This is a genomic window from Vibrio sp. TBV020, from assembly GCF_046056895.1.
In the GTDB taxonomy this organism is placed as follows: Bacteria; Pseudomonadota; Gammaproteobacteria; order Enterobacterales; family Vibrionaceae; genus Vibrio.
This window is the reverse complement of the sequence record NZ_JBEEAQ010000003.1, coordinates 1,035,011-1,049,764: the sequence shown is the minus strand read 5'-3', so window position 1 is coordinate 1,049,764 and position 14,754 is coordinate 1,035,011. Positions and strand designations below refer to the sequence as shown.

The 14,754-nt window shown below is 44.2% G+C and carries 14 protein-coding genes; 7 read left to right on the top strand and 7 right to left on the bottom strand.

The window, feature by feature from the left end:
- Nucleotides 1–6: 6 nt before the first annotated feature.
- Nucleotides 7–174, top strand: coding sequence for a DUF2897 family protein (locus AAFX28_RS12770; protein ID WP_408688152.1), 168 nt, complete (start codon nt 7–9; stop codon nt 172–174).
- Nucleotides 175–209: 35 nt separating this feature from the next.
- Here the strand turns inward: AAFX28_RS12770 and AAFX28_RS12765 are convergent, their stop codons facing one another.
- Together AAFX28_RS12765 and syd are read right to left on the bottom strand one after the other, a co-directional pair.
- Nucleotides 210–986: a Zn-ribbon-containing protein gene (locus AAFX28_RS12765; RefSeq protein ID WP_408688150.1), complete on the bottom strand. Its 777-nt coding sequence runs from the start codon at nt 984–986 to the stop codon at nt 210–212.
- Between the two features lie 2 nt (nt 987–988).
- Nucleotides 989–1,534, bottom strand: a complete 546-nt coding sequence (gene syd / locus AAFX28_RS12760; protein WP_408688149.1) for a SecY-interacting protein — start codon at nt 1,532–1,534, stop codon at nt 989–991.
- 82 nt (nt 1,535–1,616) lie between these two features.
- Here syd and queF point away from each other — a divergent pair, with 82 nt between their 5' ends.
- The 5 genes from queF (at nt 1,617) to xni (ending at nt 8,834) form a co-directional block, all read left to right on the top strand.
- Nucleotides 1,617–2,462: an NADPH-dependent 7-cyano-7-deazaguanine reductase QueF gene (gene queF / locus AAFX28_RS12755; RefSeq protein ID WP_408688147.1), complete on the top strand. Its 846-nt coding sequence runs from the start codon at nt 1,617–1,619 to the stop codon at nt 2,460–2,462.
- Between the two features lie 13 nt (nt 2,463–2,475).
- On the top strand, nt 2,476–4,746 hold the full coding sequence (locus AAFX28_RS12750) for a tetratricopeptide repeat protein (RefSeq protein ID WP_408688146.1): 2,271 nt from the start codon (nt 2,476–2,478) through the stop codon (nt 4,744–4,746).
- 103 nt (nt 4,747–4,849) lie between these two features.
- Nucleotides 4,850–6,415 (top strand): GGDEF domain-containing protein, encoded by a 1,566-nt coding sequence (locus AAFX28_RS12745; RefSeq protein WP_408688145.1) that lies wholly within the window; start codon nt 4,850–4,852, stop codon nt 6,413–6,415.
- 213 nt (nt 6,416–6,628) lie between these two features.
- Nucleotides 6,629–7,990, top strand: a complete 1,362-nt coding sequence (gene ppnN, locus AAFX28_RS12740; RefSeq protein ID WP_408688144.1) for a nucleotide 5'-monophosphate nucleosidase PpnN — start codon at nt 6,629–6,631, stop codon at nt 7,988–7,990.
- A 64-nt stretch (nt 7,991–8,054) separates the two neighbouring features.
- The gene (gene xni / locus AAFX28_RS12735; RefSeq protein WP_408688142.1) at nt 8,055–8,834 is read left to right on the top strand and encodes a flap endonuclease Xni; all 780 of its coding nucleotides are present in this window, start codon (nt 8,055–8,057) and stop codon (nt 8,832–8,834) included.
- Nucleotides 8,835–8,892: 58 nt separating this feature from the next.
- Here the strand turns inward: xni and rlmM are convergent, their stop codons facing one another.
- From rlmM to AAFX28_RS12715, 4 genes are read right to left on the bottom strand one after another with little or no spacing between them, the layout of a single operon-like run.
- A complete protein-coding gene (gene rlmM, locus AAFX28_RS12730) occupies nt 8,893–9,984 on the bottom strand; it encodes a 23S rRNA (cytidine(2498)-2'-O)-methyltransferase RlmM (protein ID WP_408688140.1) in 1,092 nt (363 codons plus the stop codon).
- Complete coding sequence (locus AAFX28_RS12725; protein ID WP_408688138.1) at nt 9,981–10,379, bottom strand: DUF423 domain-containing protein; 399 nt, start codon at nt 10,377–10,379, stop codon at nt 9,981–9,983. Before AAFX28_RS12725 ends, rlmM begins: the two co-directional genes overlap by 4 nt.
- Nucleotides 10,369–10,995 (bottom strand): alpha/beta family hydrolase, encoded by a 627-nt coding sequence (locus AAFX28_RS12720; protein WP_408688137.1) that lies wholly within the window; start codon nt 10,993–10,995, stop codon nt 10,369–10,371. Before AAFX28_RS12720 ends, AAFX28_RS12725 begins: the two co-directional genes overlap by 11 nt.
- A complete protein-coding gene (locus tag AAFX28_RS12715; protein ID WP_126574733.1) occupies nt 10,988–11,896 on the bottom strand; it encodes a transcriptional regulator GcvA in 909 nt (302 codons plus the stop codon). Before AAFX28_RS12715 ends, AAFX28_RS12720 begins: the two co-directional genes overlap by 8 nt.
- 476 nt (nt 11,897–12,372) lie before the next feature.
- Between AAFX28_RS12715 and AAFX28_RS12710 the strand changes: the two genes are divergently transcribed.
- Nucleotides 12,373–13,176, top strand: coding sequence for a DUF922 domain-containing protein (locus AAFX28_RS12710; protein ID WP_408688136.1), 804 nt, complete (start codon nt 12,373–12,375; stop codon nt 13,174–13,176).
- A 57-nt stretch (nt 13,177–13,233) separates the two neighbouring features.
- Here AAFX28_RS12710 and thiI read toward each other — a convergent pair whose 3' ends face one another.
- Complete coding sequence (gene thiI / locus AAFX28_RS12705) at nt 13,234–14,682, bottom strand: tRNA uracil 4-sulfurtransferase ThiI (protein WP_408688134.1); 1,449 nt, start codon at nt 14,680–14,682, stop codon at nt 13,234–13,236.
- Nucleotides 14,683–14,754 lie beyond the last annotated feature (72 nt).

The window sequence follows — 14,754 nt, the reverse complement described above, 5'->3', positions numbered from 1 at the left end:
AGCGAGATGGATTTACTGACCAACCCTTGGGTTATCATTGTTATCGTATTGAGCGTGGTCATCGGTAATATTGCCGCTCTTAAGTACACGGCAAATATGAAATTTGGCCAAACAGAGAAAAAACCAAAAAGCGATTCCCACGACAAATCAGAAGAATCAAAAAAAGACGCTTAATACGCGTCTTTTTTAATGCATCAAATCCAATATCTTTACTTAAGGTGATCCCAAGAAATATTAGACACGATTCGGCAGTCATCGCATTTAAAGTAGAAGATATCATGCAACGGCTCTTCCAGTAGCCATTCACCGCCACACTTAGGGCATTTACGTTCTTTCTCATCCGCTAAGCTTTTTCCGCCGACTCTGTATTGGTAGTAGTACGTCGGGATTTTAGTGATGTATTCAATCCTGCCACGTAAATCCCAACCTCGCTTAAATAGCACACTATCGGTATCGCATATTTCATGCAGAGCAGCATGTTCAGCGCGACACCCACCAGCCATCTGAATCTCATCACAGGCTTGCCACTCCGTCTGCCACTTCACTACAGCTTTATGATCACCGTTAAGAGTTGGAGCATTGCGGTACAAAGGAATAGGTAACAAAGTTTCACCCGAGCGCAGTGGCGAACAAGTATGGACATAAGTCGTGTATAAAACCTGCCAACTCGGCTGTTCATCTTCTGCGGCTTCTTCTGAGTTCAAGTCTCGACCGAACAAACGCATTTTCGGAGCCAGTAAACTTGCTTCGGATAAGCGGTTTAGACACACCTTCACAAAATCAGAGTGATAGTTCGGGTGCAGGCTGTCTTGCTCTGGACAGACAACGCGTACAAAGAATTCACCATCTCCCATCACGATTGGAAATTCACGTCCGAGTACTTGGCCATTGTATCGCAGTGCATCCATCAAGCCGTTGATCGCTTTGTCGACCGCAGACACAGTTGTGTTATCAAAACACTCAAACTGAAGTTCTACAACGTACATAACTACACCACAGGCTCTAGGTTAACCAAAAACTCCGCCACATTTTGAGCAAGAACATCACGCTTATCAGTGCCAAGGCGCTCTAAGATAACATTGCCCGAAATGTTGCAGATCGAGATAACGTCTAGCTCAGCATCCGTCGCGGCAATAAATACGGTTGGCTTTAGCTTTAGTCGGCGTTGAGTCACTAGATGGCCAAGAATATTTTCTTGTAAGCGAACAAAGTCATCGTCACTCCAAACTTGAAGCAGTGACAACTCATTACCCTGCCACGTCGCTTCCATATCAGCACTGTACTGAGCACCATAGAAAGTTTTGATGTCTTCATGCAGCGTCAGTTCAATGCCATTTTCCACATTAGTAAAATCCGCTGGCACTTCGCGCTGACAAGCTTGCCACTCAACTGCCTCTTCAGTTTTACTTTCGACACACGGCGACACGAGATCCACCAATTCTTCGCTTTTTGGTAAATGACCAGAAGCATCGAGGTGCGCCTGACGGTATTTTTCACTGAACGAGAGCAACGCTTGCAAGGCATTATCAGCCATTAGATTCTCCAACATGAATATTCGCTTTTAAGAGCGGGATTGCGTAAAATTCTCGACATTCTAATAGAAAATGAACAAAAGTATGAGCAAATATTCTGATGCGAAAGAGCTTGCTGGCCTAACGTTGGGCCAAAAAACTGAATACGCAAACCAATACGACCCTAGCCTACTTCAACCTGTGCCTCGTAGCCTAAACCGTGATGACCTAAATCTAGGCGACACTCTACCTTTTCAAGGCTGTGATATTTGGACTTTATACGAGCTTTCTTGGCTTAATGATAAAGGCTTACCACAAGTGGCAGTCGGCGAGGTGGCGATCCCTGCAACCAGTCCAAATCTTATCGAATCAAAATCATTTAAGCTTTACCTTAACAGCTTCAACCAGACTCGTTTCTCAAACTGGGATGACGTTGAGAAAACATTGATTAAAGACCTTTCCAACTGCGCAGGTGAAGAAGTTAGTGTCACAGTGCGTTCAGTCGTGGATTACACTGATACTGTCATTGTGGCAATGGACGGTGAATGCATCGACGATCAAGATATTGAAATCACGAGCTATGATTTTGACCGCGCTCTACTTGAAGGTGCTGCAACTGGTAATGAAGTGGAAGAGAGCTTACACAGCCACCTGTTAAAGTCGAACTGCTTAATCACCAACCAGCCAGACTGGGGCAGCGTTGAGATTAGCTATAAAGGCAAACAGATCGACCGCGAAGCCCTTCTTCGTTATCTGGTCTCTTTCCGCGAACACAATGAGTTCCACGAGCAGTGTGTTGAGCGTATCTTTACCGATATCATGGAGTTCTGTCAGCCAAGTTCGTTGACTGTATATGCTCGCTATACTCGTCGTGGCGGTTTAGACATTAACCCATACCGTTCAAATACTCACACTCAACCGAACCATAACCAACGCATGGCGCGTCAATAGGGATTTTATCAGGATGTTAAAAGTACGCTGGGAACGTATGATCGGCATGCTCTTGCTGCTCGTCTCGTCGCCACTATTGGCAAGTACAATCTACTCGTCTGCGGTATTAAACGAGGCCAATAGCTTGGTCGAAGTTGTACCAAAACAAGCCAAGCAGTTAGCGTCAAACTACCTTGCTCAGCGTACTCTTTCTGACAAAACTGAAAAAAGCCCTTCGGCTATCTCTAGAGATGAAACCGATAGCCGAACACGTACACCAGGTGGAACAATCGATGCGTTACGCATTCTTGCTCGAGCTGAATTTAATCTCGGAAGTAAGCAAAGTGCTCTAAGACATTTAGCGGAAGCAAAAGAAGTCGCCACTATCTATAAGCTCCCATACTTACAGATCGATATTGACCTACTTGAAACGCGCCTAGCGTGGATAATAGATAAAGATGCGATAACCGCACGAAAGAAAATTGAGCAGATAGAAAACAACTATTCACAGCTCAACAATACCCAATTAGTTGCTCGTGGCCTTAAATACAAAATGACCATGTTAAAGGCTGACATCGCGTCAGGAGAAGGCGAAGTAGAAGTCGCATCCAAACTCTACTTAGAAGCAAAGCCTTACGTTGATAGCGCTAAATCCTCATACACACTCATTGAGTACCACACGACTGTTGGTAAACACCTACTGCAGAACAAAAAATATAACCGCGCTTTATCTGAACTGCTTATCAGCTACTGGAAAGCGATCGAGACAGATTCCGCCCTGCAACTTGCCCAAGTAAACCGCATTTTGGGGCAGTTATTTTATGAACGTCGCGTGCTAGACAAAGCCAACGATCACTTTTCTCAGGCGGCCGATTTTTACGACAACTATGAAAGCTCCCCTGTTCTTGCTCCTATCTTGAAGCGCATGGGTGATATTTATTACCACCAGAATAAATACAACCTTGCTCTAGTCCATTACTTCAATGCAATGGACCACGAACGGATGCAGAACAACATTGAGAGCGTTATCGATATTCGTATTTCATTGGCAGCAACCTATCTACAGCTCGTTAATTACACGTTGGCAGAGCAATACTTAAATCGAGCAGAAGAATTGCTAGAGTACGCGAGCATTCCACGTTTAGAATCATACGCTTATCTATTAGAAGCCGGACTAGCAAGACACAAGCATGAGCCAGAGCGAGTACTTGAGTATGCTCAGAAAGCGCTTGATATCGCCCAGAAAGAACAAGACATCAGCACTCAAAAAGCCTCATACCAACTGCTTTATTTAGGCTATGAGCAAAGCGGTCAGTATAAGTTGGCGCTCGAATACCTGCTTTACTACAACTCGTTGGCCACAATCGAACAACAAGAGCTTGATTTACTTAGTGAAGATGCTTTCCGCCAGCAAAAAGACTTTGTTGAGCAGAGCATACATTTAAGCGGCCAGAAAGATGAACTTGAGCAAACTCATGCCGAGTATCGTAAGTTCCAAAAGATCACTCTAACTCTATTCATTCTTTCAGCATTGCTGTTTATGTTCTTGTTGCGCCGTGGCCATGTAATCAATGTGCAAAAAGACCAGATAGAATCACTCAATGAAGATCTTTTCACCCATTCACGTTCAGGGTTAAAGAACCTGCGCATGCTGAATGCGAAATTGCCAGCCTCGCTTGAAGAAAGCAGTCATAAGTTTGAGAAGTGGCATGTGGGCGAGCTTATCCATGAGCCACTCAACGATCGATTACGCTTTGTAATGATCGACGTACCCTTCTTGCGCAATATGTACCTGCAGCACGGCTATCAAGAAGGTCTAAAACTCGAACGTGCATTTGGTGAGTTCTTATCACAGCGCGTAGAGCACCCTGCTCGTATTTATCACTTCTCTGATGCGAACCTGCTCTATATTGAGCCAAACAGTGAACGCAATACAGACCCTGAGCAACTGTTTGAGAAGATCCAGCAGTGGGTGATGGAATTTGAACCTGACCGTATTCTAAACCGCATCATTCGAATTGGTATGGCAGACTACCCTTTCCTACCTAGGGCTTACACCGCAGTTAATGATAAGGAACTAGTTGATGTGCTACTAATGTCAACAAGCACTGCTCGCACTCTCAGCATGAAAGAGCACTCTAGCCAATGGGTTTATTTGAAAGCAATTGAGAACGCACCAGCAGCAAGTTTGGCGACAGGTAATATCCGCAAGGCCTGTAAGCATTCGATAAACCAAGGGTTAATAAAAGTACACTCTTCGTTCAAGAATGAGGACAGCATCAAAAAACTATTAAAAGATGAATAAAAGCGCATCAATCGAACGTAGTAAGTCGTGACGCCCGAGATTTATTTGATATTATCTACAGATTAATAAATAGAAGTAGATTATATCTTTAAGTTTATATTTCATGGGCGTTCTCGAACAAGATCTTCAGTCACAGCTGCACAACCTGAAATCTCAATTGGAACAAGTTCGATTGACACAACGGGATACTTCGTTCAAATTTAAAAGAGAACAGAAGGTGCTTCAGCGCATCATAGCGTCGCTGAGTAACGCCTATAAAAGTGAGAACCCGCGTCTTCAGTCGGGTCTAATGGAACTCACTCAAGCTATCGAACAACAGCAAGACGTCAGTACTCTGATCCCAAAACTTGCGGTATTAGAGCGTCTGCTAAAACAACAAGGCTTGGCTATGGAAAAGCAGAGTGAACACCTAGATACGCAGATCAAACACAGCGGAGAAACCCTGTTGCGCTTGACCGGTCTGCCTGCAAAGATCAAACGTGATCTCCGAGATTTGCTCAGTTATTCCAATGGACTCTCACACCCTAAATCAGAACAGGCCCTGCGCTTACTCGGCCTATATGAACGTTCTGTAAAGATCATCACTTCTAACCCTGATTACAGCATTAACCAAGTCGCAAATAGCTCCGATCGTGAGTTACAGCTACGCCTATCAGAAGAGCTACAACACCTCATTACGGAACTCGATTTCGAAGGTGAATCCGGTGAGCTACTGTCAGATATTAGGGCTAAGCTACTCATTGGTGTTAGCAGCCACACTCTACTTGAGTTAACGCTTCAGACGCTAAAGCTCGTCATTGAGGGAACTCATTACGAGCGTAAGACTTCTGAACAGTTCCTTGAACAAGTTAATTCCTCTCTATCTTCTTCACTAAAAAGCTCAGCTCAAAACGTACAACAATCTCAAAGCTATTTCGATCATCGCCAAGAGATGAGTTCAGAGCTAAGCGATCTGCTAAGCGATACACAAGCCAAAGTAACCAACGCTGAAGATTTAGAAGGCCTAAAGCAAGAAGTCAATCCACTGCTTGACCAACTTAACTCGCTGACGGAACGCTTAAAACATGCAGAACAACGTGAACAAGCGCTGTTAGAGAGAATGGATTATGGCAAAAATCAGCTCGAAGCACTGTTTGAAGTTACCCAAGATTATCGCAGACGCCTTGAAGATCAGGCGCAACGTATGCTTCTCGATCCACTTACCAAGGTCTACAACCGTGCTGCATTTGGCGACCGACTAGAACTTGAATATCGCCGCTGGATTCGTGCGCAACATACTCTTCGTGTTGTCATCTTAGATATTGATGGTTTTAAATCGATCAATGATAGTTTCGGCTACAGTGCTGGTGATAAAGCGCTAAAAATCATCGCTCGTACAATCAAAAAAGAGCTTCAAGATACAGACACCGTGGCTCGATTCTCTGGTGAAGAGTTTATTCTTCTGCTCCCAGAAGTCTCTGATAGCGATGCATTTAGTCTCATCCAAACGATTCAAACGCAAGTATCTAAGCTGCCATTTAAATTCCGTGACCGTAACCTAATGATCACCCTTTCGGCAGCAAGCACTGCATTTAAAGACTCTGACACACCAGAAGAAATATTAGAACGATTAAACTTGTGCCTAAATGAAGCTAAATCTCTTGGTAAAAACCAGCTAGTTTGGCGTTAGATCTCCGACTCAACATCTTTAGCATTCCCCAAACACCTCTTTCCTTTTTGTGACTGATCTTTATATATCAGATAGTTAGCTTCACTATCATCAGAAACCTGCTAAGCTTATTAAACCGTCGCTAAAAACTCGTCAGACAGTGCGACGTGTAAGGACAATAATAACAACGACACTTCACTCACTATTGGTGAGTTTCTCGTCAAGGAGGTCACTATGATCACGCATATTAGTCCAGCAGGTAGTATGGACCTACTTTCTCAGCTTGAAGTTGAGCGCCTTAAAAAAACCGCTGCTAGTGATCTATACCAGCTATATCGTAACTGTACTCTTGCTGTATTGAACTCAGGAAGTCACACAGATAACTCCAAAGAGCTGTTAGATAAATACAAATCGTTTGATGTAAACGTAGTACGTCGTGAACGCGGTATTAAGCTTGAGCTTAGCAATGCACCGGAACACGCTTTTGTTGATGGTGAGATCATTAAAGGGATTCAAGAGCACCTGTTCTCTGTGCTGCGCGACATTGTTTACGTCAACATGCACCTTGCGGATAACCAACGCTTAAACCTAACTAACGCATCTCATATTACTAACCTTGTCTTTGGTATCTTGCGTAATGCTGGCGCGCTAACACCAGGTATCGAACCAAACCTAGTCGTGTGTTGGGGTGGCCACTCGATCAATGCCATCGAATATCAATACACTCGCGAAGTCGGCAACGAACTAGGCCTGCGTGAAATGAACATTTGTACTGGTTGTGGGCCTGGTGCGATGGAAGGCCCGATGAAAGGGGCCGCAATCGGTCATGCGAAACAACGCTATTATGAGCAACGCTACCTAGGTCTAACTGAGCCATCAATCATTGCCGCTGAGCCACCAAACCCAATAGTTAATGAACTGGTGATCATGCCGGACATTGAGAAACGTCTTGAAGCTTTCGTTCGTATGGGTCATGGCATCGTGATCTTCCCTGGCGGTGCTGGTACTGCAGAAGAGTTGCTCTACATCCTAGGTATTATGATGCACCCTGATAATGCCGATCAGCCATTACCTATCGTATTGACTGGCCCGAAAGAGAGTGAAGAATACTTCCGCTCTATCGACCGATTTATAGGTGATACTCTAGGGGAAGCGGCACAGAAGCATTACCAGATCGTTGTCGACGACCCAGCGAAAGTCGCGCAAATCATGAAACAAAGCATGAGTGACGTACGCCAATATCGAAAAGATACCGGTGACGCGTACAGCTTCAATTGGTCACTCAAGATTGAACCCGAGTTCCAACTGCCATTTGATCCAACTCATGACAACATGGCCAGCCTAGACCTACACCTCAATCAACGACCTGAGAATCTAGCAGCAGCATTACGCCAAGCGTTCTCTGGCATCGTAGCCGGTAATGTTAAGGCCGAAGGTATTCGTGAAATTGAGCGTCATGGCCCATTTATTCTTAATGGTGACGTCGAGTTAATGAAGAAAATGGACAAGCTTCTGAAAGACTTTGTAGAGCAAGACCGCATGAAACTTCCAGGCGGCACTGCTTATGAGCCATGTTATCAGATCAAGACAAGCTAGCTTCTGGTAATATTAAACTCATCCGATACAATAAGGGCTCCAAGCCCTTATTTTTTTGATTCTTATGTCTATTCATCTTGTTATTATCGATGCGTTAAACCTTATTCGTCGAGTCCACTCAGCTCAACCAGATCCTAACGATATAGCAAGAACCATCACCACAACCTCCCGCACACTCAATAGAATTCTTTCTGAGTCACAACCAACGCACATCATTGCTGTGTTTGATCACCATTTACAAGAACGTGGCTGGCGCGCAGACATCTGGCCAGAGTACAAACAAAACCGTAAGCCAATGCCTGAGCCATTAATGAATGGTTTAGAAGCTATTCAAGATGCGTGGTGGAAGCTCGGAATAGATTCATTGTTATCTGATGGTGATGAGGCTGACGATCTCGTCGCAACATTAGCGATGAAAGTGGCGAGCCATAATGAAAAGGTCACGATTATCTCGACCGATAAAGGGTACTGTCAGTTGCTGTCACCGACTTTGCAAATTCGCGACTACTTCCAACATCGTTGGTTAGATGAGCCTTTCATTGAAAAAGAGTTCGGTGTTAAACCAACTCAGCTTTCAGATTATTGGGGATTGACCGGAATTAGCTCGAGCCAAGTTCCAGGAGTTCCGGGGATAGGTCCAAAAGCAGCAAAAGAGATACTGACACAGTACGCTGATATTGAGCAGGCATTTGCAAGTGAAGAGCTACCCACGAAATACCGTAAAAAACTGGATGAGCATATTGAATCGGCGAGAAAGTGCAGAATGATTTCCGCACTCAAAACCGACATAGAATTGGGTTTTAACCTGCAAGACCTGCGCTTTAATGGTCCAAATGAAGAATAAAACAAAAGGGTTGGCACAATGCCAACCCTTTTCTTCATTCATCAATAATGAACTTAAATTAGTGCGGTGAGATATTAGACAGGCACTGAACGTGCACCGTGATCTCTTCGCGGTCATGGTATAGGTGTTTCGCTTGGAGCTTAAATTTGACCTTGTTTTCGATTAAGAATAGCTTCAAGTTTTCGATATCTTCGAGAACCTCATCGTAGCGACCTTTCATTGGCAACTTGAGGTTAAAGATCGCTTCTTTTGCCCAACCACTGATGATCCACTCACCCATTAGCTGTGCCACGCGTGATGGTTTTTCAATCATATCACAGACAAGCCACGTTACATTCTTACGCGCTGGTTCAAACTTAAAGCCATCTTCTTGGTGGTGTTTCACCTGACCCGTTTCCATCAAGCTATCCGCCATCATGCCATTGTCCACAGAGTGAACAAACATCGAACGTTTAACAAGCTGATAAGTCCAACCGCCAGGGCAAGCACCTAAGTCAACGCCCCACATACCCGCAGCTAAACGCTCATCCCACTCTTCACGAGGAATAAATACATGGAACGCTTCTTCTAGTTTCAGTGTCGAACGGCTAGGTGCATCTGAAGGGAACTTAAGGCGAGGGATACCCATAAAGAACTGAGAGTTATTGTCAGGCAATGAGTAACCGATGAAACAGTGAGTCGGACCGACAAAACACACATGCAGTACCGGCTTCTTAGGGCTATCTTTCGGGAAAAGAATCCCTTTACCACGCAATGCTTGGCGCATCGGTACAGTAAATTTACGACAGAATTTCAGTAGCTCTTTCGCTTCGTTAGTGTCAGGGGTTTCGATACGAATATCACCACAACGAGGCATAGTTTCTACAAAGCTCAGATCATGAAGAATTGGAGAGATACGGTCTTCACGTGGCAACTCTTGGATTTCAGCAGCAACAGCAAAGATCTGGCGAGCGAAGATAAGAGATTTAAAATCTAGCTCTTTAACCAGTTTTTGAGCATCACCATCTTGGTAACATTCAAAGATCACATAGCCGCTGTTCTTCTTAACACGAGGGAAACCAAATACTTCTATCTGAGTTGCACGATCTTGAATTTCACCGGCACACTCTTTTTCAAAGCCACTGCGGCAGTAGAGCATTAATTGTTTCACTGTTTCACCTCTGTAATCTGTAGCGCTGCGTAGACGAACAATCCCCAACCAAGCATAAACGTCATACCGCCAAGTGGAGTAATCGGTCCGAACCATTTAATGCCCGTCAATGCGAGTGCGTAGAGACTGCCGCTAAAACAAAAGATGCCGATGATAAAGCAAATTACCGCAAGGGCGAAATATTTTTGTGACTTAGTAGGCAATTTTAGCTGAAGCAGAACACCACCGAGCAAAATCGCCATCGCATGAATAAATTGATACTGCACACCAGTTTGGAATACGTCGAGTAAATAAGGTGACAATGATTTCTTCAAACCATGAGCAGCAAAAGCACCTAAGGCAACAGCGATCCCACTGAAAAGGCCACCTAAAGCAAGCAGATGTTTACTTTTCACCGTACACCTCAAATATAAATTCAGCTAGATGTTTTACCGCGAGTTGAATATTGCCCAACTCAGTATGCCCCGAGCTCTTACGAGGTTTAAAACTATGATCACCATCAGGAACGAATTGAACTTGAACGGATTCAGACAGCGTAAAACCTGAAAACTCTTCTTTTTTGCCAAACGTATCTCGTTCACCTTGAAGAATAAGAGTTGGTTTCTCTAACGTTGCGAGGTGCTCACCCTTAAAGTTTTCTGGTTTTCCTGGTGGGTGAAATGGAAAGCCTAAACACGCAATACCCGCGACGTTCACTTCCGCTGCTAACAAGCTAGACATACGACCGCCCATCGATTTGCCACCAATAACAATCGAGCCTTGTTCGCTAAACTCTTCAATCACAGCCTGATAAGCCTCAAGCAGTTTTGGAGCTCGATCAGGTGGGCGCTTTTTGCCATCTTCAGCTCGCTTCACCATATACGGGAAGTTAAAACGAACGACCTGAATGCCTCGTTTTGCTAAACCTTGTGCAACGGACTCCATAAACGCGTGGTCCATACCAGCACCAGCGCCATGAGCAAAGATAAACAAAGGACTGCCCTTCTCGCCGTCAATCAAGTAATCACTCATCTAACAACTCCTCTTGCTCACTTTGTGCTTTGGCTAGCATCCAATCACGGAAAGTGGCGATACGCCCCATATCGGCTTGCTTGTCATGACATACCACATAGAACGCATTTTTCGACAGTAGCACTTCGTCAAACGGCGCGATTAGACGGCCTGCTTCTAATTCAGGTTGAGCTAGAACGTTATTGCCTAATGCCACCCCCTGTCCGTGAGCTGCCGCTTGCAGCACCATGGTCGAGTGGCTGAAAATCGGCCCATGGTTTACATTCACACCTTCAATACCGTTTTGCTTGGCAAATTGTTTCCAGTCTTTACGCGAGGTATCGTGAAGTAACGTATGCTGTTTTAAGTCACTTAGAGTTTCTAATGGTTTATTACCCAAAAGTAATGATGGTGAACAAAGAGGAATCAAGAACTCTTGATACAATTTGTCAGCACGCAATCCAGGCCAGTTACCGCGCCCATAGTAAATTGCAACATCGACATCATCAGTGAGCGAGCCTTCGTCCATATCGACCGCTTTGATACGTACATCAATGTCTGGCTCTTGCTGGTTAAAATCCGCCAAGCGAGGCACTAGCCATTGAATAGCAAAACTAGGTGGCAAACTGATTGTTAACGCACCTTTTTCACTACGTTCTAACACTTTATCAGTCGCTTCTGCTAATGACGTAAAGATATCCTTAATATCGAGGAAGTAGCTTTGCCCTTCTTCAGTAAGAAGAAGCGAGCGATTTCGACGACGAAACAGTTTTAAGCCAAGGAATTCTTCTAGCGCTTTAATCTGGTGACTGACGGCTGCTTGCGTTACAAACAGCTCTTCTGCCGCACGAGTAAAACTCAAATGTCGGGCAGCAGCTTCAAACACTTTTAAAGAGTTCAAAGGAGGCAATCTTCTGGACATAGTAGCCTTCTATAAATAGATTAGTTTTTTTTATCTGAAACATTATAAAATGTCCGTTGCCTGACGACCAGAGAAATTCTATATTTCACACCGCAGTAAGGAGTCAGAACGGCTTGATTCCCTTTTGAATCAATTGACCTCTTATTGCGATGTTGTGTTTGCAAACTCGTATTTCGAGTTCGGTAGGTTTCTACCAGTTTTGTTTCCAAGTGAAACGAAACATATACTTCCTGTATTTATTTTGACCTGTCTGTCAAATTTTTTAGCACCGCCTTATTAGGCGGTGTTTTTTTATCTGTCACTTTTTATACTGCTTTTCCTAACCTGCCTCAGTAGGTTAACTGTCCAATGATACCTTGAACACCAACACCCCGTGCAAACGAGTGACAAGGTCTCACGAACTTATTACGTTCCTGTGGTCATGCGCTTCACTGCCCAATAGTCTCTCGGAGTTAGCTTGCTAAAAAGGAGTGATTATGGACATGATCAAAATTGCAGCTCTAACCCTTAGTTTACTAAGTGTTAGTTTAAAGGCCGCACCCATTTACAATGAAACACAATCTTATCAACAGGGAAGCCAAGTTGAGCATCTAGGCAGCATCTATCAAGCGAAATGGTGGGCAGATACTGGGGATATTCCCGGCGCGCCAGTACAACAAGAGTGGCAAACGCCTTGGAAGTTGCTTGAGCAAACTACGCCACCTACCGAGCCATTACCTAAACCAGAACCACCAACCACCCCGGAGGTTCCAGCTAAGCCACAAGAAAATCGCATCGGGCCAGAGGTCACTTACTCTGAAATAGAGAACCTTAGTTATTATCTTATTGACCCTGACACGCCCGATGATATCGCTTATGCGCTAAGTCAAGATGACACCGTGCCTATGCATGGAAGAACAGACTACAATGTAGCTTGGAAGTACACGTATGCCAAAAAAGAAGGTATTTGTTCTATTGCTAAAGCTGAAGTAAAAGTGACCACACACTACGTAATGCCTAAGCTAACATTGCGTTCATCCGCCAATATAGATACGCAAGCAAAGTTTAACGCTTACTATGATAAGCTCATGGCACATGAGAAAAACCATCACGGTTTTGGAGTAAGTGCTGCTCAAGAGATTGAACAACTTATCTTTGGTTGGGAGCCTGAATCTTGCCAAACAATTGGCAACTCAATTAACAGCGCGGCTTATAACATTCTCGATAAATACGGAGAACAAAACCGTATTTATGATGATGAAACCAACCATGGGTATACAGAGGGTGTGGTCATCCATTAGTCCAAATACGAAAAAGCCACTCAGTTACGAGTGGCTTTTAACTTACTATCAGGATCTTTAAGGGCGGTAAACCTTAACGTTGTTAAAGCCCTGCTCTTGTAGATATAGAGCTTGTAGTCGGCTCATGACGCCACGGTCACAATAAAGTAAGTAAGTCTTAGACTGGTCTAAGTCACCAAACTGAGTAGCCAACTTGAAGAATGGAATATGTTTTACTTCCACACCTTCAATTTCTAATGGGTTGTCGTCTTCTTCTTCCGGACTACGGATATCAAGAACGATCGCATGCTCTTCTACCGCTTGAACTTGTTCAACTTCTGGCGCCGCTTGCTCTGTTTCTTTAGCAATGTCACGGATATCCATAACACGAGCATCACGAACCACTTGCTCTAGAATATCGAAGTCAAACTTATCTTCTTCTGCGTCTAGTTTCGCTTTCACTGCTTTCACTGTTGGCTTTTTCGAGATCACACCACAGTATTCAGGCATTGTTTTAGCAAAATCTTCAGTGCCGATTTCGCGCGCTAGATTGATGATATCTTCTTTGTCCCAGTTAATTAATGGGCGCAGAATCAATGTATCTGTCACGTTATCAATATGACGAAGGTTAGTCAGCGTTTGGCTTGATACCTGACCTAGAGCTTCACCTGTAACTAGAGCTTCAATCTTGAACTTCTCAGCGACCATACCTGCTGCACGCATAAACATACGCTTAAGAATTACGCCCATTTGGCCGTCATCTACTTTCTCTAGAATTTCTGCCACTACTGGTTCGAAATCTACCGAGATGAAGCGTACTTTTGCCGAAGAACCGTACTTGTTCCATAGGTAGTGAGAAACCTGCTTAACACCGATTTCGTGTGCTGGACCACCTAAGTTAAAGAAACAGTAATGTACTTTTGAACCACGTTTGATGTGCAGGTAGCTTGAAACACCTGAATCGAAGCCGCCAGAAATCAGGCTCAATACGTCTTCTTGTGTTCCTAGTGGGAAACCGCCTAGACCTTTGTAACGCGCGATAACCTGGTTTAGCTTTTCGTTCGCGACTTCAACTTTCACCGTTACGTCTGGGTTCTTTAGCTTAACGCTCGCACTTTCAATCGCTTGGTTTAGACCGCCACCAACGTAGCGCTCAAGTTCAATCGACGTAAAGTCATGCTTACCACGACGTTTTGCACGAACAACGAACGTCTTACCTTCTAGGTTTGGACGATTTAATTCCAACACCTGCTCGAAAATGTCATGCAGATCTTTAAAGTCTGATTGTTGCACTTCAAGTACGTGGTGAATACCTGGAGTTTGCGTCAGTACTTCAATCACTTCGTTGCGATATTGGTCTGATTCCGCCGTTACTTCGATGTGATCACGACGATTGAATACCGCTACTGACTCAGCACGACTTTTAATTACGTTGCGAATATTACACTCAAGAATCTTTGTGAAGCGCTTACGCACCGACTCACTTTTTACAAAAATTTCTGGATGGGGCTTTACGATAAATTTCATAATTCACTTCACAACAAGTTTAATAAATTCGCAGAATGAGCAGGCCAGCTAAGCGTTAGCCGCTCATTCAAA